Origin of the sequence: Citrobacter amalonaticus (assembly GCF_001559075.2) — a bacterium.
GTDB lineage: Bacteria > Pseudomonadota > Gammaproteobacteria > Enterobacterales > Enterobacteriaceae > Citrobacter_A > Citrobacter_A amalonaticus_F.
In genome coordinates this window covers 4,204,445-4,223,439 of the sequence record NZ_CP014015.2, presented here as the reverse complement: position 1 = coordinate 4,223,439, position 18,995 = coordinate 4,204,445, and the positions used below count along the sequence as shown (strand labels likewise).

Below are 18,995 nucleotides of genomic sequence, written 5' to 3'. Positions count from 1 at the left end.
CACTTTTATCTACGAATAATGAGTGCGACCATGATTGATACTTCCCTGCCGTTAACTGACATTCATCGCCACCTTGATGGTAACATCCGGGCACAAACCATTCTGGATCTTGGCCGCCAGTTCAATTTGCCCCTCCCTGCGCAAACCCTTGAAACGCTGATCCCTCATGTACAGGTCACGGCCACTGAACCGGATCTCGTGAGCTTTCTGTCGAAACTGGACTGGGGTGTAAAAGTCTTAGCTTCCCTCGACGCCTGTCGCCGCGTCGCGTTTGAAAATATCGAAGACGCCGCACGCAATGGCCTGCACTACGTTGAGCTGCGTTTTTCCCCGGGTTACATGGCAATGACGCATCAACTGCCGGTTGCTGGCGTGGTGGAAGCCGTTATTGCCGGCGTGCAAGAAGGCTGCAAAACCTTTGGCGTGCAGGCGCAACTGATCGGCATCATGAGCCGGACTTTCGGCGAGGCCGCGTGTCTACAGGAGCTGGAAGCGCTGCTGGCGCACCGCGATCGGATCACCGCACTTGACCTTGCCGGTGATGAACTGGGCTTCCCGGGCAGTCTGTTCCTGTCCCATTTCAACCGCGCGCGTGACGCGGGCTGGCACATTACGGTGCACGCCGGTGAAGCCGCCGGTCCGGAAAGCATCTGGCAGGCTATTTGCGAACTGGGCGCGGAACGCATCGGTCACGGCGTGAAAGCGGTAGAGGATCCGGCGCTGATGGATTTCCTCGCGGAACAACGGATTGGCATCGAATCCTGTCTGACGTCGAATATTCAGACCAGCACCGTGGCATCATTGTCCGTGCATCCGCTGAAAACGTTCCTTGAGCATGGCGTCCTCGCCAGCCTGAATACGGATGATCCGGCGGTCCAGGGGGTGGATATCATTCACGAATATACCGTTGCGGCACCGGCAGCAGGACTGAGCCGTGAGCAGATTCATCAGGCACAGATTAACGGACTGGAAATCGCCTTCCTGAGCGCGGCGGAAAAGCAGGCGCTGCGAGATAAAGTGGCGGCGGCATAACGAAAAGAGGCCCGATGTGTTCATCGGGCCTTTCAGACATCAGGCAAGGCATAACGTCGAACGATGTTTCGCCGACTCAATTCCCAGCTCAATCAGTTCCATAATCTGGATAGCCTGGCTCGCCGGCACCGGATTCTCTCCGTGACCATTCAGCGCATCGCGGATCCCGGCATAGTACGCCGGATAATTCCCCGGCACGGTCAGCCAGGTCTCTTCCACTCGCGTTTCACCTTCAACGCGTGTGACGATGCCATCACGCATATCGTAGCCCCAGTCTTCCTGCGGCAGGCGTTCGCCACTTTTCAGACGCTCTTCCTGCGGATCCAGGCCGTACTTCACATAGCTGCCGCGCGAACCATGCACGATGTAACGCGCCGATTCCGCTGCCGCCAGCATCGTGCCGTGTAAGATCACCCGACGCTGCGGGTAGGACAGCGTGGCATGGAAGTAGTCCGTTGACTGCGCCCCCGGGCGTAACTGGGCCAAATCTACCGTCATGCTGACAGGCAGACCGAACAGATTGATCGCCTGGTCAAGAAGATGCGGTGCCAGATCGTACCAGATACCGCTTCCCGGTCCCCCTTGCTCACGCCAGCGATCCCGCACCTGCGGACGAAAGCGGTCGAAATGCGATTCAAAATAGGCGACTTCGCCCAGTACGCCTTCCGCCAGCATCGCTTTCAGGGTCAAAAAGTCACTGTCCCAACGACGGTTGTGGAAAACGGAGAGCACCCGCCCCAGGCTGCGCGCCAGCGCATCCAGTTCACGAGCTTGTGACAGTGTCACGGTAAAGGGTTTATCGACCACCACATGTTTACCCGCTTCCAGCGCGGCTTTGGCCAGCGGGAAGTGAGTATCGTTAGGCGTGGGAATGACGATTAGATCGATATTCGGGTCGTTAAACAGATGCTTCGGCTCAGAGACAACGGCCACGGAGGGCCAGTCCGCCTTCACTTTCGCTGCATCGCTACTGGAAACGACGGCCAGTTCCAGTCCCGGCGTGCCGTCAATCAGGGGGGCATGGAACGTTTTACTGGCGTATCCGTAGCCAATCAGTCCTACACGGATGTTGTCACTCATATATATGCCTCTCGTTTCAGTCTGCGACTATTTCACACTATCCATGAACCACTCACAATAGTTTACTAACCCTGACGCGATAAAGGTCGTTATTTAACTTAAGTCAAATAAATGTCACTTTCGCGCAGTTTGTCGGTATAAAGTCGCTGAAATCGTTCCCGAAACACTTGCCGGGATAATTATTGCTAAGTAACATCTGCTGCCTGTATTTAAGGATAAATCAAGCAAATGTCGTCAGTCATCGATCGTCTTATTGAATTAACAGGTTGGGTGGTTCTTGCGGTTTCCGTGGTCCTCCTTGGCGTCGCCAACCATATTGATAATTATCAGCCTCCCGAACCGACCGCCGCTGTTCAGCAGAAATAGCGCACCAGGCGGCGTATGTCGCCTGGAAGGTTGGTTTTCCCGTATTACTTGCAGAAAAAGCTGAAAAATTATCTGAAAAAGCGAATTGTGCAGCCTCCCGCGCCTGTGCTTATTGCCAGTCATGGCGAAGCGCGTTACCCTTCGCTCTGGTGTCGTCTGGCACTGCAAACACCACTTAAGAAAATACTTTTTTTCGGCCTTCGCCTGCCGGTTCCTTTCGCCGGGACAGGTTTATTTTACCTTCACCACTCGTGGCTTTATTTTTATAATAGGGATCCCTGTTTATGACTGTTCAGGATTATTTATTAAAATTTCGCAAAATTAGCTCTCTCGAAAGCCTGGAAAAACTGTTTGATCACCTGCACTACACCCTGACCGACGATCGCGACATTATCAATATGTATCGCGCGGCCGATCATCGCCGCGCAGAACTGGTCTCCGGCGGTCGCCTCTTTGATGTTGGACAGGTACCGAAATCCGTCTGGCACTACGTGCAATAAGAAAGTAGCGCTTGCCGGTAAAAGCTTTATAATAATTGCCCCAAAAAGAACGGTACGTCTGGCAATTCCGGAGATTTTATGACCACAACACCGGCACAGCGCATTGGCGGTTGGTTACTGGGCCCGCTGGCCTGGCTTTTAGTCGCCTTGCTGAGTGCGTCGCTGGCCCTGTTTCTGTATGCTACGGCGCTCGCCTCGCCCCAGACATTGGCGACGCTGGCAGAACAAAGTACCGGCAACCTGCTGTTGTGGGGCGTCTCTTTTCTCACCGCCATCGCCATGTGGTATTACACCCTGTGGTTGACGATTGCGTTCTTTAAACGCAGACGCAGCGTGCCGAAGCACTATATTATCTGGCTGCTGGTCTCCGTCTTACTGGCGGTCAAGGCTTTTGCCTTTTCACCGGTGCCCGACGCATTAGCCGTGCGTCAGTTACTATTCCCGCTGCTGGCGGCAGCACTGTTAGTGCCCTATTTCAAGCGCTCGTCGCGCGTGAAAACGACTTTTGTGAACCCGTAATAACCCTACAGTTAACCTGTTGTCGCCTGCTGTAGATTGTCAGATAATAGGCGGCTTTTTTATTTCAGGCCGAAAAATGACTGATTACCTGCTGCTGTTTGTCGGAACTGTACTGGTCAATAACTTTGTACTGGTTAAGTTTCTGGGCCTTTGTCCCTTTATGGGCGTTTCCAAAAAGCTGGAAACTGCGATGGGGATGGGGCTTGCGACCACTTTTGTGATGACGCTAGCCTCTATCTGCGCCTGGCTGATTGACACCTGGATCCTGATCCCGCTCGATCTCATTTACCTGCGCACGCTGGCCTTTATTCTGGTTATCGCGGTCGTGGTGCAATTTACCGAAATGGTGGTGCGCAAAACCAGCCCAGCGCTCTATCGTCTGCTGGGGATTTTCTTACCGCTGATCACCACCAACTGCGCGGTGCTCGGTGTCGCGCTGCTGAATATCAATCTCGGCCATAACTTTTTACAGTCGGCACTGTACGGTTTTTCCGCCGCCGTCGGCTTCTCGCTGGTGATGGTGCTGTTTGCGGCGATTCGCGAGCGTCTCGCCGTTGCAGATGTCCCGGCACCGTTTCGCGGTAATGCCATTGCGCTGATTACCGCCGGATTAATGTCTCTGGCCTTTATGGGCTTTAGTGGTTTGGTGAAGTTGTAATGAATGCTATCTGGATTGCCGTTGCCGCCGTGAGCCTGCTGGGCCTGGTGTTCGGCGCTATCCTGGGTTACGCCTCCCGCCGTTACGCGGTGGAGGATGATCCTGTCGTTGAAAAAATCGATGAGATTCTGCCGCAGAGCCAGTGTGGGCAATGCGGCTATCCCGGCTGTCGCCCCTACGCGGAAGCCATTGGTAGCCAGGGAGAGAAAATTAACCGCTGTGCGCCCGGCGGCGAAGCGGTGATGTTAAAAATAGCTGAACTGCTGAACGTGGACCCTCAGCCGATTGATGGCGATGAACAGGATGTTGCGCCAGTCCGCATGCTGGCGGTGATTGATGAAGCCAACTGTATCGGCTGCACCAAGTGTATTCAGGCCTGTCCGGTGGACGCCATTATTGGCGCAACGCGCGCCATGCACACGGTGATGAGTGATTTGTGCACGGGCTGCAATCTGTGCGTGGACCCCTGCCCGACTCACTGCATTGAACTGCGTCCGGTCGCCGAAACGCCTGACAGCTGGAAGTGGGATTTGAACACGATCCCCGTGCGTAATATCCCCGTGGAACAACATGCTTAAGTTATTCTCTGCTTTCAGAAAAGATAGGATCTGGGATTTCAACGGCGGTATTCATCCGCCGGAAATGAAAACCCAGTCAAACGGCACGCCGCTGCGCCAGGTTCCCCTCGCGCAGCGCTTCGTTATGCCGCTCAAACAGCATATCGGCGCACAGGGGGAACTGTGCGTCGCCGAAGGGCAACATGTATTGCGCGGACAAGCGCTGACCTGTGGATGGGGAAGAATGCTTCCGGTTCATGCCCCCACCTCCGGGACGGTGGTCGCCATTGCCCCCCATTCAACGGCGCATCCTTCGGCATTAGCTGAGCTGAGCGTGATCATCGATGCCGACGGCGAAGACCGCTGGATTGAACGCGAAGGCTGGCAGGATTACCGTTCGCAGAGCCGCGAAACCCTCATCGAGCGCATTCACCAGTTCGGCGTCGCTGGACTGGGCGGCGCTGGCTTTCCAACCGGCAATAAATTGCAGGGCGGCGGCGACAAAATTGAAACGCTGATCATCAACGCGGCGGAATGTGAACCCTATATCACCGCCGACGACCGTCTGATGCAAGATTGTGCGGCGCAGGTTGTCGAGGGTATCCGCATCCTGGCGCATATTCTGCAGCCGCGTGAAGTCCTCATCGGTATCGAAGATAACAAACCGCAGGCCATCTCAATGCTGCGTGCGGTGCTGGCCGACGCGCGGGATATCTCACTGCGCGTCATCCCAACGAAATATCCGTCGGGCGGCGCAAAACAGCTGACCCAAATCCTGACCGGGAAACAGGTTCCGCACGGCGGTCGTTCCTCCGACATCGGCGTGCTGATGCAGAACGTCGGTACGGCGTATGCGGTAAAACGCGCGATCGTCGATGGCGAACCGATTACCGAACGGGTTGTGACCCTCACCGGTGAAGCGGTCAGTCGTCCAGGCAACGTCTGGGCGAGGCTGGGGACACCGGTGCGCCATCTGTTAAATGATGCCGGTTTTTGCCCTTCTGCCGATCAGATGGTGATTATGGGCGGCCCGCTGATGGGCTTCACCCTGCCGTGGCTCGATGTGCCGGTAGTAAAGATCACCAACTGTTTGCTGGCGCCGTCAGCGACAGAGATGGGTGAACCTCAGGAAGAGAAGGGCTGCATTCGCTGTAGCGCCTGCGCCGACGCCTGCCCGGCCGACCTTCTGCCCCAGCAGCTTTATTGGTTCAGTAAAGGGCAACAGCATGACAAAGCCACGGCGCATAACATTGCCGATTGCATTGAATGCGGCGCCTGTGCCTGGGTTTGCCCGAGCAATATTCCGTTGGTGCAATATTTCCGTCAGGAAAAAGCCGAGCTTTATGCAATAAGCCAGGAAGAGAAACGCGCGGCAGAGGCTAAAGCGCGGTTTGAAGCGCGTCAGGCTCGCCTGGAGCGAGAAAAAGCGGCGCGTCTGGAACGTCATAAGAAAGCCGCCGTGCAGCCTGCGGCGAAAGATCAGGATGCCATTGCCGCCGCTCTGGCTCGCGTAAAAGAGAAACAGGCGCAAGCAACTCAACCGGTGATGATCAAAGCTGGTGAGAAGCCGGACAATAGCGCGGTCATTGCCGCCCGCGAAGCGCGTAAAGCGCTGGCACGAGCAAAACAGGCCGAGAACGTCACCGCAGTGGACGCCGATCCGCGCAAGGCTGCCGTCGAAGCCGCTATCGCCCGTGCGAAGGCGCGCAAACAGGAACAACAGGCCAGCAGCGAACCGGCCGCGCCGGTTGAACCGGTGGATCCGCGTAAAGCCGCCGTCGAGGCCGCTATCGCCCGTGCAAAAGCGCGCAAACAGGAACAACAGGCCTGCGGCGAACCGGCCGCGCCGGTTGAACCGGTGGATCCGCGTAAAGCCGCCGTCGAGGCCGCTATCGCCCGTGCAAAAGCGCGCAAACAGGAACAACAGGCCTGCGGCGAACCTGCCGCACCGGCTGAACCGGTGGATCCGCGTAAAGCCGCCGTCGAGGCCGCTATCGCCCGTGCGAAGGCGCGCAAGCAGGCGCAACAGGCCAGCAGCGAACCGGCAGAACCCTCCCCGGAACCGGTCGACCCACGCAAGGCGGCCATCGCCGCCGCGATAGCGCGCGCAAAAGCCAAAAAAGACGCTCAGCAGCAGGTTGTTAACGAGGAATAAATGGTATTCAGAATCGCAAGTTCTCCCTACACGCATAATCAGCGTCAAACCTCGCGCATTATGCTGCTGGTCTTACTGGCTGCGGTGCCGGGCATCGCCGTGCAATGGTGGTTTTTCGGCTGGGGAACGCTGTTCCAGATCGTACTCGCCTGCGCCAGTGCGTTGCTGGCGGAGGCCGCTGTACTCAGATTACGTAAACAGCCGGTAGTGGCGATTTTAAAAGACAACTCCGCACTGCTGACCGGTCTGCTGCTTGCCGTCAGTATTCCTCCCCTCGCCCCCTGGTGGATGGTGATCCTCGGTACGGTATTCGCGGTGATCATCGCTAAGCAACTGTATGGCGGTCTGGGACAAAACCCGTTCAACCCGGCGATGATTGGCTATGTGGTGCTGCTCATCTCCTTCCCGGTGCAGATGACCAGTTGGTTGCCACCGCAGGATATTGCCGCCACCGCGCCGGGACTGGTCGATGCGCTGCAGATCATCTTTACCGGACATACCGCCAGTGGCGGTGATATGAATACGTTGCGTATGGGGATTGACGGGATCAGCCAGGCCACGCCGCTGGATACGTTCAAAACCTCTCTGCATGCTGGCCATTCTGTTGAGCAGATCATGCAGTACCCCATTTACAACGGTATGTTTGCCGGTGCGGGCTGGCAGTGGGTCAACCTGGCCTGGCTGGCTGGCGGTGTTTTTCTGCTGCAGCAAAAAGCCATTCGCTGGCACATTCCGGTGAGCTTCCTGCTCTCACTGGGCGTCTGTGCGACGCTGGGCTGGCTGTTTGCCCCCGAGTCGCTGGCTTCCCCGCAAATTCATCTGCTCAGTGGGGCAACGATGCTTGGCGCGTTCTTCATTCTGACAGACCCGGTGACGGCCTCGACGACCAATCGCGGTCGTCTGGTATTTGGTGCGCTGGCGGGCCTGCTGGTGTGGTTAATCCGTAGCTTCGGCGGCTATCCGGATGGCGTGGCCTTTGCCGTACTGTTGGCCAATATTACGGTCCCGCTGATTGACTACTACACGCGCCCGCGCGTGTACGGACACCGCAAAGGATAATCCATGCTGAAAACGATTCGTAAACATGGCATCACTCTGGCGCTGTTTGCCGCGGGCTCGACCGGACTGACCGCCGCCATCAACCAGATGACCAAAACCACCATCGATGAACAGGCGACCATTCAGCAAAAGGCGCTGTTTGATCAGGTCCTGCCTGCCGATCGCTATAATAACCGTTTGCAGGATCGCTGCGTCGTGGTCAACGCCCCTGAGCTGGGCAAAGGCGAGCATCGCGTTTATATCGCTGAACAGGACGGCACCCCCGTGGCGGCGGTACTTGAGACGACGGCGCCGGATGGCTATTCTGGCGCCATCCAGTTGTTGGTCGGCGCCGATTTCAGCGGCACGATTTTGGGCACTCGCGTGACGGAACATCATGAAACGCCGGGTCTGGGCGATAAAATAGAACTGCGCCTGTCTGACTGGATCACTGGTTTCAGCGGCAAAAAAATCCAGGGTGATAACGACAACCACTGGGCCGTGAAAAAAGACGGCGGGGATTTTGACCAGTTTACCGGGGCGACGATTACGCCACGCGCGGTGGTCAATGCCGTCAAGCGTGCAGGGCTTTATGCCCGGACGCTGCCTGCACAACTTCCTCAACTTCCGGCTTGCGGAGAATAAATCATGAGCGAAATTAAAGACGTCATCGTTCAGGGATTGTGGAAAAACAACTCGGCGCTGGTGCAACTGCTGGGGATGTGTCCACTGCTGGCCGTTACGTCGACCGCCACTAACGCGCTCGGGCTGGGACTCGCCACCACGCTGGTGCTGACGCTGACCAACCTGACTATCTCCACGCTGCGGCGCTGGACGCCAGCGGAAATTCGCATTCCGATTTACGTGATGATCATCGCCTCGGTGGTCAGCGCGGTACAAATGCTGATCAACGCCTATGCCTTTGGCCTCTACCAGTCGCTGGGGATTTTCATCCCGCTGATCGTGACCAACTGCATTGTGGTGGGACGTGCTGAAGCCTTTGCCGCCAAAAAGGGTCCGGCGCTCTCTGCGCTCGACGGGTTTTCCATCGGGATGGGCGCGACCGGCGCTATGTTTGTGCTGGGCTCTCTGCGCGAGATCATCGGCAACGGAACATTATTTGACGGTGCCGACGGGCTGCTCGGTAGCTGGGCGAAAGTCCTGCGCGTGGAAATTTTCCACACCGACACCCCTTTCCTGCTGGCGATGTTACCGCCCGGCGCCTTTATTGGCCTGGGACTCATGCTGGCGGTGAAATATCTCATTGATGAGAAGATGAAAAAACGTCGCGCCAGTGCGTCAGTCGCAACGGAGTTGCCCTCCGGTGAACCAGGGAATGCCTCATGAATAAAGCAAAGCGGTTAGAAATTTTAACCCGTTTACGCGCGAACAATCCGCATCCGACCACCGAACTGAATTTCAGCTCGCCCTTTGAACTGTTGATCGCAGTGCTGTTATCAGCACAGGCGACGGATGTCAGTGTGAACAAGGCCACGGCGAAACTCTACCCGGTTGCCAATACCCCCGCCGCCATGCTGGAACTCGGCGTTGAGGGCGTGAAATCCTATATCAAAACGATCGGCCTGTTTAACAGCAAAGCCGAAAACGTGATTAAGACCTGCCGCATTCTGCTTGAGCAACATCATGGCGAGGTGCCAGAGGATCGTGCGGCGCTTGAGGCCTTGCCGGGCGTGGGTCGCAAGACGGCAAACGTCGTACTGAATACCGCCTTCGGCTGGCCCACTATCGCCGTCGACACGCATATCTTTCGCGTCTGTAACCGTACCCACTTTGCGCCCGGCAAAAACGTTGAGCAGGTGGAAGAGAAACTGCTGAAAGTGGTACCTGCAGAGTTTAAGGTCGACTGCCACCACTGGCTGATCCTGCACGGTCGTTACACCTGTATTGCCCGCAAACCGCGCTGTGGCTCCTGTATCATCGAAGATCTTTGTGAATTCAAAGAGAAGGTGGATATCTGACCGATTGGGGCTGAGCAATCCGCCCCGCCATAACTTTTTGTTATCCTCTGTTTCTTCCTCTTCATTCCGTCAATGATTCCACTCCCTCAGGCTTAGACAAATGAATAATCCTGGTGATTAGCGCTTATTCAGGTTAATCCTTTTTTTAATAACGAAAATTTCTATCCAATTGTGATCCCGATCATAGTGATAACTCTATGTAAATTTTTTTGTTCAGTTTGGTTAATTCTACAATCAGATGACAATGAGTCAGTTTTTATACACAAAACATTACACTGGCTATTTTTTAGATGCTGGCCTTTATCACTACATTAAACGGCAGATAGCAGAACATATCGCCATACAGCGATTTTCAGGGCCAGTTGACAGCGTAAAAAACTGCCATTCTGCAATTAAAGAAATTTAACGCTAGATAACATTTACCAACCCCGATGAATCCACCAGATGAGATATATGTAACAGGTTATTACAAAAGACTTGTCTGAAAGTGCAAGATAGTGAACATTACTTGCCGTTTCCCCTCCCACTATAACAATTTCACGGCTACCCAGTGGTATCACGTGACAGAACACCCCCGTTAATATGGGATGTAAAAAAAGAGGCTAAAGTGTCTACTGCAAACAAGAAACCAACGGAAAGCGTCAGTCTTAACGCTTTCAAACAACCGAAGGCGTTCTATCTCATTTTCTCGATTGAGCTCTGGGAGCGCTTCGGTTATTACGGCTTACAAGGAATTATGGCCGTTTACCTGGTTAAACAACTGGGTATGTCTGAAGCGGATTCAATCACTCTTTTCTCGTCCTTTAGCGCCCTGGTTTACGGTCTGGTCGCCATTGGCGGCTGGCTAGGCGATAAAGTTCTGGGTACCAAGCGCGTCATTATGCTCGGTGCGGTAGTACTGGCTATTGGTTATGCCCTGGTGGCATGGTCCGGACACGACGCCGGAGTCGTTTATATGGGGATGGCCGCCATTGCCGTGGGTAATGGTCTGTTTAAAGCTAACCCGTCCTCGCTGCTCTCGACCTGTTATGCAAAAGATGACCCGCGTCTTGATGGTGCATTTACGATGTACTACATGTCCGTCAATATCGGTTCATTCTTCTCTATGCTGGCAACACCGTGGCTGGCCGCGCATTACGGCTGGAGCACCGCGTTCGCGTTGAGCGTTGTCGGTATGCTGATCACCGTAGTGAACTTCGCGTTCTGCCAGCGTTGGGTGAAAAACTACGGTTCTAAACCTGACTTCGAACCGATCAACTTCCGCAACCTGCTGCTGACCATCGTCGGCGTTATCGCGCTCGTCGCGATTGCAACCTGGCTGCTGCACAACCAGCAAATCGCCCGCATGGTTCTGGGTGTGATTGCGCTTGGTATCGTGATTATCTTCGGTAAAGAAGCCTTCTCTATGCAGGGTGCGGCCCGTCGTAAAATGATTGTGGCGTTCATTCTGATGCTGGAAGCGATCATCTTCTTCGTGCTGTACAGCCAGATGCCGACGTCGCTGAACTTCTTCGCTATCCGTAACGTTGAGCACTCCATTCTTGGTATCGCGTTCGAACCTGAACAGTATCAGGCGCTGAACCCGTTCTGGATCATCATTGGTAGCCCTATCCTCGCGGCTATCTATAACAAGATGGGCGACACCCTGCCGATGCCGACGAAGTTTGCCATTGGTATGGTGCTGTGTTCCGGCGCGTTCCTGATCCTGCCGCTGGGTGCCAAATTCGCCTCCGATGCGGGCATCGTTTCCGTTAACTGGCTGATCATCTGCTACGGCCTGCAAAGTATCGGTGAGCTGATGATTTCCGGTCTGGGCCTGGCCATGGTGGCACAACTGGTTCCACAGCGTCTGATGGGCTTCATCATGGGTAGCTGGTTCCTCACCACCGCCGGCGCCAACATCATTGGCGGTTATGTCGCCAGCATGATGGCGGTTCCGGAAAACGTAACTGACCCGCTGATGTCTCTGGAAGTGTATGGTCGCGTGTTCCTGCAGATTGGCGTGGCGACCGCAGTGATCGCCGTTCTGATGCTGCTGACGGCGCCGAAACTGAACCGCATGACTCAGGACGACGAACCTCGCGAGAAAGCGTCTAAAACCGCTGCCGCGTAAATTTCTGGGAAACGCATAATGAAGCTGCTAACTTTGCGTTAGCGGCTTTTTTTTTGCCTGAACCCGAACCAGGATACGTTAAACCTCAGTTGAAAGGAGTGATCGATGAAACTGTTCTACAAGCCAGGCGCCTGCTCTCTTGCTTCCCATATTACCCTTCGCGAGAGTGGGAAAGATTTCACGCTGGATGGCGTGGATTTGATGAAAAAACGTCTGGAAAACGGCGATGATTTTTTCGCGGTCAACCCGAAAGGACAGGTTCCCGCCCTGCTGCTCGATGACGGTACGCTGCTGACCGAAGGCGTAGCGATTATGCAATATCTCGCCGACAGCGTTCCTGATCGCCAGCTGCTGGCTCCCGTGAGCAGCATTTCACGCTACAAAACGCTGGAGTGGCTTAACTACATTGCGACTGAGCTACATAAAGGCTTCACGCCGCTGTTTCGCCCTGACACTCCAGAAGAGTACAAACCGACCGTTCGTGCGCTTCTTGAGAAGAAAATGCAGTACGTTGATGCCGCGCTCAAAGAGGGACAATGGATTTGTGGCTCGCGTTTCACTATCGCCGATGCCTACCTTTTCACCGTGCTGCGCTGGGCGTATGCGGTAAAACTCAATATGGACGGGTTAGACCATATTGCGGCGTATATGAAGCGAATGGCTGAGCGTCCGGGCGTTGCGGCAGCGCTGAAGGCGGAAGGAATACAGTAAGCGAATCAGACCGGATGGCGGCGGTCAACGCCGCCTCCGGCAGGCAAGTCAAAGCTGTGTGGCGCTAAAGTAATGGTCTGGTTGAGCGATACGATCCTGCGCCGCCACCACCTGCAGTTCATATTCCTGCATTGCTTTGGTGGCAATCATAATTTCATACACCGCCGCCGTCACATGTTCCAGCGCCTGCTGGATTGTCGCTCCCTGCAGCAACTTCACTAACAGCAAGCCACTGGTGACATCGCCCACGCCGACCGGCTGGCGGGCGCCGAAATCCACCAGCGGACGACTGATGTGCCAGGCGTCATCGGCAGTAACCAGCAGCATTTCAAAACGATCCTGGCTGTAACCCGCTCGCGCCAGGTGTTTGACCAGCACAATCTCCGGCCCCTGCGCAATGAGCTCGCGGGCGGCGGCAACCGCTTCGTCCACATTGCTCACCGCGTGTTCACAGAGAATTTCCAGCTCAATCAGATTTGGGGCGATGATGTCGCTGGCGGGTAACGCGTGGCGAACATGAAACTCGGCGACGCCAGGCGCGACAATGCACCCCTTTTCCGGATGTCCCATCACCGGGTCACAAAAATATTTCGCCGCCGGGTTGGCCGCTTTCACCTGACGCACGATCCCCAGAATATGCTCGCCCTGCTCGGCAGACCCCAGATAACCGCTCAGCACCGCATCACAGCGCTTCAGCTGATCGATATCGGCAATGCCCTGCACAATCTCCGTCAGATGCGAGGGCGGCATGACGCAGCCCGTCCATTTGCCGTATTGCGTGTGATTAGAGAATTGAACCGTGTTGAGGGGCCAGACGTTGGCACCAAGGCGGCGCATCGGAAACTCCGCGGCGCTATTGCCAGCATGTCCAAAAACAACGTGGGACTGAATGGCGAGGATATTCTTCATTTTTTGCTTACCACAACCCTGAAAAAATAAAGGGGCGTGGTTTCCCACGCCCCTGCTAACTTTCGATTACTTCCAGCACACCAGACAGTAATTCTTCTTACCGCGACGCAGCAGCGTGTAGCGGCCATACAGACGATCGCCTTCGACGAAGGTGTACTCCGGATCCGACTGCTTCTCGCCGTTAATAGTGATCGCGTTTGACGCAATAGTCTTACGCGCCTGACCACGAGACGGCTGCAGTTCGGAATCCACCAGCGCCTGCATCAGGTCAGCGCCTTTTTCCATCTCCACCATCGGCACACCGTCCTGCGCCAGTTGTTCGAAGTCCGCTTCGCTCAAATCGCTCAGCGTACCGTTGAACAGGCTCTCGGTGATGCGTTTTGCCGCGATAAGGCCCTCTTCGCCATGCACCAGACGCGTGACCTGCTCGGCCAGCACGTACTGCGCACGCGGCGCTTTACCGCTGTTCTTGTCTTCTTCTTCCAGCGCATTGATCTCTTCAATGTCCATGAAGGTGAAGAACTTCAGGAAGCGATACACGTCGGCGTCCGCCGTGTTGATCCAGAACTGATAGAATTTGTACGGACTGGTTTTCTTCGGATCCAGCCATACTGCGCCGCCTTCGGTTTTCCCGAACTTGGTGCCGTCCGCTTTGGTGATCAGCGGAACGGTCAGACCGAAGACCTGATTCTGATGCAGACGACGCGTCAGGTCGATCCCGGAGGTGATGTTACCCCACTGATCGGAACCGCCGATTTGCAGCGCCACGCCATGCAGTTTATTCAGGCAGGCAAAGTCATAACCCTGTAACAGGTTGTAGGAGAACTCGGTGAAGGAGATCCCTTGATCGTCACGGTTCAGACGCTGTTTCACCGCTTCTTTGTTGATCATCTGGTTTACAGAGAAATGCTTACCGATATCACGCAGGAAGGTCAGCACGTTCATGTTGCCGAACCAGTCATAGTTATTCGCCGCGATAGCGGAGTTGTCGCCGCAGTCGAAATCCAGGAACGGAGCAACCTGTTTACGGATTTTGTCTACCCACTCCTGAACGGTGTCTTCGGTGTTCAGTTTACGCTCGGCGGCTTTAAAGCTCGGGTCGCCAATCAGACCGGTCGCGCCACCGACCAGCGCCACAGGTTTGTGACCTGCCTGCTGGAAGCGTTTCAGGCATAACAAGGGAACCAGATGCCCCAAATGCAAGCTGTCAGCGGTAGGATCGAAGCCGCAATAGAGCGCGATCGGGCCTTGCGCCAGTCGCTCTGCTAACGCTTCCTCGTCCGTCACTTGGGCGACCAGCCCCCGCTCTTGCAATTGTTTAATCAAGTTACTGCTTGCCATCAAAATCTCCATGTATAAAACGACTGCACCTTTGCCGGTACACGACTTTTCGCCAGACGCGAAAGCTCTATAGAATAAAGCGCTGGCGCACACAGCGCTAGCGCTTAACACAACAATTTTCCGGGTTTATGGCGCGAGACGGTCAATTTTCCATGCGTTATTTTCACGCTGGTATAAAAAGCGGTCATGCAGTCGGTGTTCACCGCCCTGCCAGAACTCCATCTGTTCAATGCTGACGCGGAATCCGCCCCAGAAACTGGGCAGCGGCACTTCGCCTTGCTGGAATTTCTGTTTTAATTCGAGGAATTTACTTTCGAGGATCCCACGCGCGGAAATACGGCTGGACTGTTTCGAGACCCATGCGCCGATCTGGCTGTCACGCGGGCGGCTGTGGAAATACTTCACCACTTCCAGCGTTGATAAGCGTTCGGCTTTCCCCGTCACCATCACCTGACGTTCCAGCATATGCCAGGGAAACAGCAGGCTGATGCGAGGATTTTTTTCGATTTGATGCGCTTTACGGCTGCCGAGGTTGGTATAGAACACCAGCCCTTTTTCATCGTAGTGTTTCAGCAACACAATACGCTGATACGGTTGGCCATTTTCGTCAACGGTCGCCACAACCATGGCGGTGGGATCCGCCAGTCTGGCGTCACATGCCTGAGCCAGCCAGCGTTCGAAAAGCGTTAACGGCTCAGCGGGAAGATCGCGGCGGCGCAGACCGCCTTTGGTGTATTCACGGCGCAGATGCGCGATTTGCTGCAATTCGTCGTTATCAGACATGGGGTTCGCTACGGATTGTCAGTGGGTGGCGCTATTGTGCGCCGCCCTGCTGGAAATCTCAACGCTTCGGGTTTTGTAACTGGCAGTTATTCAGCACGATACGGTCACGTTTGTAGACGGTCGCTCCGTCGCCCTTCGACCAGAACACATAGATTCCGTCGGTATAGCGCGCGCCTGACGCCGAGATGCCCTGCTTCAGATTAAGCAGTTTATTGTCATAAACAAAATTCACCTCCTGACGGGTATTATTCAATTTTACCGTCAGCGGTTTTTCATCACACTGGTATTCCAGTGTGTCCGTTTGCATACGTTCAACAAACTGGTTGTAGACGCTACAACCAGAGAGCATAAGCGGGAAACAGATGAGTAGCAGTTTTTTCATAGACGTATCCTGAAGACTTTCCTGGTCCGGGAGGGTGAATTCACCCTCCTTAATCTCCACAGTGTAACGGCAGAAGACGAAAGAAAAATTCAGTTAACTCTGAGTTCGTGGGTTGGCAGGAAACACCGCGCCCAGAATGCTTGCTTCACAGGCGCCGGTCACCGACGGTAAATTGCCCGGAAGACCGGCCAGCGTGCGCCATGCCAGCCAGGCAAATGCCAACGCTTCCATATCATCGCCGCTGATCCCGGCCTCATCGGTGGTCGTCACTTCCGTTCCCGGCAGCAGCCCCGCCAGTCGGGTCATTAACAAAGGGTTACGACTGCCGCCACCGCAGACCATCAGACGTTCGCAGCCCCCGCTCAATAGCACCTGTTCGGCGATGGTGACCGCCGTCAGCTCCGTCAGCGTCGCCTGAACATCGCGCGGCGCGATCCCCGGGAACGCCGCCAGTTGGCGTTCGATCCAGCCGTAGTTGAAGTATTCCCGCCCGGTACTTTTCGGCGCGGGTAGCGAGAACCAGGGGTCGCTGAGCATATTTTGTAGCAACGGAATAATCACCGTCCCACCGCAGGCCCATTGCGCATCTTTATCATAGGGTTTGCCGCACTTCCGCCAGATCCAGGCATCCATCAGCATATTGCCGGGCCCGGTGTCGTATCCACGCACGGGCTGCCCCGGAATCAACAGCGACAGATTGGCGATGCCGCCAATATTGAGCACCATTCTTCGCTCAGTCGGATGCGCGAGCAGCGCCTGATGAAATGCAGGTACCAACGGCGCGCCCTGTCCGCCCAGCGCAATATCACGACGGCGGAAGTCGCCGACTACCGTGATACCGGTATGCGCCACAATCTGATTGTTATCGCCGATCTGTAGCGTATGCGGCGCCGCGCCGGTGGGTTCATGCCACACCGTTTGCCCGTGGCAACCAATAGCGATAATGTCTTGCGGACGCAATTTTTCCTGCGCCAGTAGCGCGTTGACCGCCTCAGCAAACAGCTTGCCCAACCGAACATCCAGCTGACCCAACTGGGAAAGCGTCAGAGATTGCCCCTGGCAAATATCGAGAATCGCCTGTTTAAGGGAAACCGGCATCGGCCAGCTGAGGCTCCCCTGTTGGGCCACCATCGTGTCATCTATCGTCGCCAGTACGACATCGACACCATCAAGGCTGGTGCCTGACATCACGCCAATATAACGGCCCGATTTCATACATGTTCCTTTTTAAGCATGACTTTGCGTCAACACTCCATCATAAACGCGCAGTCAATGCTACGCTTCATTCACGTTTTTCCCGAAAGCGCCCTCGCCGTGCTGATTTAATAAATTCACTGAATAGTTCGTTTAAAGTTGGTTAAGCTGCCTGTTATTATGATTTCTGTATCATTCAGACAGAACATGTGACCTTAAACGCGCAAATGCCATATAATTTGACCATGAGGGATGCTTGGGTAGCGTTTCATGGTGAACAGGAGATTTTTAAATGATTAAACGTGTACTGATCGTTTCACTGGCTGGCTTGTCTTTAGTGGGTTGTGCCAACACGGATAGCCTTTCAGGCGATGTCTATACCGCTTCTGAAGCGAAGCAGGTTCAGAACGTTACCTACGGGACGATTGTAAACGTGCGTCCGGTAAAAATTCAGGCCGGTGATAATGATAACGTGATCGGCGCCATTGGTGGCGCTGTGCTCGGTGGCTTCCTGGGTAACACTGTTGGTGGTGGTACCGGTCGTTCTCTGGCAACGGCGGCGGGTGCTGTCGCGGGTGGCGTTGCCGGACAAGGCGTACAGGGTGCGATGAACAAAACACAGGGCGTTGAGCTGGAAATCCGTAAGGATGATGGCAACACCATCATGGTTGTTCAGAAACAAGGGGATACGCGTTTCTCTGCGGGACAGCGTGTCGTACTGGCCAGCAACGGTCGTCAGGTTACCGTTTCTCCGCGCTAAGTGAATTAACGTGTGGTCAGGATCTGACCACACGTTTCATGACATTAATCGTGCGACTGTAGCTCAATGATATTGTGTTCAAGTCGGGTGATCAGTTTAATCAGCAGGTCAATTTCCTGCGCAGAAATCCCTTCCAGAATTTCACCACGCGTTTTGTTGATAACCGCTTCCATATCAGCAATCAGCGGCTCTGCCTTTTCCGTGAGTTTAATCCGCTTGGCCCGGCGATCGCTGACACAGGTCTGACGCGAAATAAGCCCTTTCTCTTCGAGCTGATCCAGCGTACGTACCAGTGACGGCTGTTCGATGCCAATCGCTTTTGCCAGTTGTATCTGTGATTGATCCGGTGGCAGTTGATGAATATTATGCAGCGTAACCCAGTGCGTCTGCGTCAATTCCAGAGGCTTAAGACGGTGGTCTATCAAAGCACGCCAAATGCGCACCAACCGTGCCAGATCAGAACCTAATGGCGATTCCAATTTCATCTCCTTATAATTAGCTTGCTAAGATATTATACTGATTTTAGAATAGTGTGCAGCAATTGTATTGCTAAAACAAATGTATTGCTGCATTTGGTTACCGCCAGACATATTTTTCAGACATTACGCGAAAAAAGCACGCTTCGTACCGGTTTTTGCTAAACCTGGATAAACGTAGCCTGACGCAAAGGACTATTGCTTGTGACCTCCGCACTCAATACAACAGGGATGCCCTTACAGGACTTAGTGATTGGCGCATCTGTTTACTTCCCGCCGCTGTTCAAGGCCTTTGCGCTGGGATTTCTCCTCTGGCTTTTCATCCATTGCCTGCTGCGCGAACGTATTTACTCCGGTGAAATCTGGCATCCTTTATTGATGGATCTGTCAATTTTTGCTCTCTGCGTCTGTTCGGGTCTTCTTTTATTGGTTGCGTGGTAAT

22 protein-coding genes are annotated in these 18,995 nt (G+C 54.7%); 15 read left to right on the top strand and 7 right to left on the bottom strand.

The window, feature by feature from the left end:
• The first annotated feature begins 30 nt into the window (after positions 1-30).
• The gene (gene add, locus AL479_RS20530; protein WP_061077422.1) at positions 31-1,032 is read left to right on the top strand and encodes an adenosine deaminase; all 1,002 of its coding nucleotides are present in this window, start codon (positions 31-33) and stop codon (positions 1,030-1,032) included.
• 39 nt (positions 1,033-1,071) lie between these two features.
• On the opposite strand, the gene AL479_RS20525 is transcribed toward add, so the two are convergent.
• A complete protein-coding gene (locus AL479_RS20525) occupies positions 1,072-2,112 on the bottom strand; it encodes an oxidoreductase (RefSeq protein WP_061077421.1) in 1,041 nt (346 codons plus the stop codon).
• A gap of 240 nt (positions 2,113-2,352) precedes the next feature.
• Here AL479_RS20525 and blr point away from each other — a divergent pair, with 240 nt between their 5' ends.
• The 12 genes from blr to gstA all read left to right on the top strand — a co-directional run bounded on the left by blr (position 2,353) and on the right by gstA (position 12,708).
• On the top strand, positions 2,353-2,478 hold the full coding sequence (gene blr, locus AL479_RS20520; protein ID WP_061078033.1) for a division septum protein Blr: 126 nt from the start codon (positions 2,353-2,355) through the stop codon (positions 2,476-2,478).
• 284 nt (positions 2,479-2,762) lie between these two features.
• Positions 2,763-2,978 carry a transcription modulator YdgT gene (gene ydgT, locus AL479_RS20515; protein WP_061077420.1) on the top strand — a complete coding sequence of 72 codons (216 nt, stop codon included), beginning with the start codon at positions 2,763-2,765 and terminating at the stop codon, positions 2,976-2,978.
• A 78-nt stretch (positions 2,979-3,056) separates the two neighbouring features.
• Positions 3,057-3,497 carry a DUF2569 domain-containing protein gene (locus tag AL479_RS20510; RefSeq protein ID WP_061077419.1) on the top strand — a complete coding sequence of 147 codons (441 nt, stop codon included), beginning with the start codon at positions 3,057-3,059 and terminating at the stop codon, positions 3,495-3,497.
• A gap of 76 nt (positions 3,498-3,573) precedes the next feature.
• On the top strand, positions 3,574-4,155 hold the full coding sequence (rsxA, locus tag AL479_RS20505; RefSeq protein ID WP_005121199.1) for an electron transport complex subunit RsxA: 582 nt from the start codon (positions 3,574-3,576) through the stop codon (positions 4,153-4,155).
• Positions 4,155-4,733: an electron transport complex subunit RsxB gene (rsxB, locus tag AL479_RS20500; RefSeq protein ID WP_061077418.1), complete on the top strand. Its 579-nt coding sequence runs from the start codon at positions 4,155-4,157 to the stop codon at positions 4,731-4,733. The genes rsxA and rsxB overlap by 1 nt, the downstream gene beginning before the upstream one ends.
• Positions 4,726-6,867, top strand: a complete 2,142-nt coding sequence (gene rsxC, locus AL479_RS20495) for an electron transport complex subunit RsxC (protein ID WP_061077417.1) — start codon at positions 4,726-4,728, stop codon at positions 6,865-6,867. Before rsxB ends, rsxC begins: the two co-directional genes overlap by 8 nt.
• Entirely contained in the window at positions 6,868-7,926 is a 1,059-nt protein-coding gene (gene rsxD / locus AL479_RS20490; RefSeq protein WP_061077416.1) for an electron transport complex subunit RsxD, read from the top strand.
• A 3-nt stretch (positions 7,927-7,929) separates the two neighbouring features.
• A complete protein-coding gene (gene rsxG, locus AL479_RS20485; protein WP_061077415.1) occupies positions 7,930-8,550 on the top strand; it encodes an electron transport complex subunit RsxG in 621 nt (206 codons plus the stop codon).
• Positions 8,551-8,553: 3 nt separating this feature from the next.
• Complete coding sequence (locus AL479_RS20480; RefSeq protein ID WP_061077414.1) at positions 8,554-9,252, top strand: electron transport complex subunit E; 699 nt, start codon at positions 8,554-8,556, stop codon at positions 9,250-9,252.
• Entirely contained in the window at positions 9,249-9,884 is a 636-nt protein-coding gene (gene nth / locus AL479_RS20475; RefSeq protein ID WP_061077413.1) for an endonuclease III, read from the top strand. The genes AL479_RS20480 and nth overlap by 4 nt, the downstream gene beginning before the upstream one ends.
• 607 nt (positions 9,885-10,491) lie before the next feature.
• Positions 10,492-11,997: a dipeptide/tripeptide permease DtpA gene (dtpA, locus tag AL479_RS20470; protein ID WP_061077412.1), complete on the top strand. Its 1,506-nt coding sequence runs from the start codon at positions 10,492-10,494 to the stop codon at positions 11,995-11,997.
• Between the two features lie 105 nt (positions 11,998-12,102).
• The gene (gene gstA / locus AL479_RS20465) at positions 12,103-12,708 is read left to right on the top strand and encodes a glutathione transferase GstA (protein WP_061077411.1); all 606 of its coding nucleotides are present in this window, start codon (positions 12,103-12,105) and stop codon (positions 12,706-12,708) included.
• Positions 12,709-12,756: 48 nt separating this feature from the next.
• On the opposite strand, the gene pdxY is transcribed toward gstA, so the two are convergent.
• The 5 genes from pdxY to anmK all read right to left on the bottom strand — a co-directional run bounded on the left by pdxY (position 12,757) and on the right by anmK (position 17,338).
• Positions 12,757-13,617, bottom strand: a complete 861-nt coding sequence (gene pdxY / locus AL479_RS20460; RefSeq protein WP_061077410.1) for a pyridoxal kinase PdxY — start codon at positions 13,615-13,617, stop codon at positions 12,757-12,759.
• 66 nt (positions 13,618-13,683) lie between these two features.
• Positions 13,684-14,958 (bottom strand): tyrosine--tRNA ligase, encoded by a 1,275-nt coding sequence (tyrS, locus tag AL479_RS20455; protein ID WP_061077409.1) that lies wholly within the window; start codon positions 14,956-14,958, stop codon positions 13,684-13,686.
• Between the two features lie 126 nt (positions 14,959-15,084).
• On the bottom strand, positions 15,085-15,741 hold the full coding sequence (gene pdxH / locus AL479_RS20450; protein ID WP_046480507.1) for a pyridoxamine 5'-phosphate oxidase: 657 nt from the start codon (positions 15,739-15,741) through the stop codon (positions 15,085-15,087).
• A gap of 58 nt (positions 15,742-15,799) precedes the next feature.
• Positions 15,800-16,123 carry a C-type lysozyme inhibitor gene (mliC, locus tag AL479_RS20445; protein ID WP_044254665.1) on the bottom strand — a complete coding sequence of 108 codons (324 nt, stop codon included), beginning with the start codon at positions 16,121-16,123 and terminating at the stop codon, positions 15,800-15,802.
• 93 nt (positions 16,124-16,216) lie between these two features.
• On the bottom strand, positions 16,217-17,338 hold the full coding sequence (anmK, locus tag AL479_RS20440) for an anhydro-N-acetylmuramic acid kinase (protein WP_061077408.1): 1,122 nt from the start codon (positions 17,336-17,338) through the stop codon (positions 16,217-16,219).
• Between the two features lie 271 nt (positions 17,339-17,609).
• Between anmK and slyB the strand changes: the two genes are divergently transcribed.
• On the top strand, positions 17,610-18,077 hold the full coding sequence (gene slyB, locus AL479_RS20435) for an outer membrane lipoprotein SlyB (protein ID WP_043000799.1): 468 nt from the start codon (positions 17,610-17,612) through the stop codon (positions 18,075-18,077).
• A 44-nt stretch (positions 18,078-18,121) separates the two neighbouring features.
• Here slyB and slyA read toward each other — a convergent pair whose 3' ends face one another.
• The gene (slyA, locus tag AL479_RS20430) at positions 18,122-18,562 is read right to left on the bottom strand and encodes a transcriptional regulator SlyA (protein ID WP_080343305.1); all 441 of its coding nucleotides are present in this window, start codon (positions 18,560-18,562) and stop codon (positions 18,122-18,124) included.
• Between the two features lie 222 nt (positions 18,563-18,784).
• On the opposite strand from slyA, the gene AL479_RS20425 reads away from it, so the two are divergent.
• Positions 18,785-18,994 carry a DUF1656 domain-containing protein gene (locus AL479_RS20425; RefSeq protein ID WP_061078032.1) on the top strand — a complete coding sequence of 70 codons (210 nt, stop codon included), beginning with the start codon at positions 18,785-18,787 and terminating at the stop codon, positions 18,992-18,994.
• Position 18,995 lies beyond the last annotated feature (1 nt).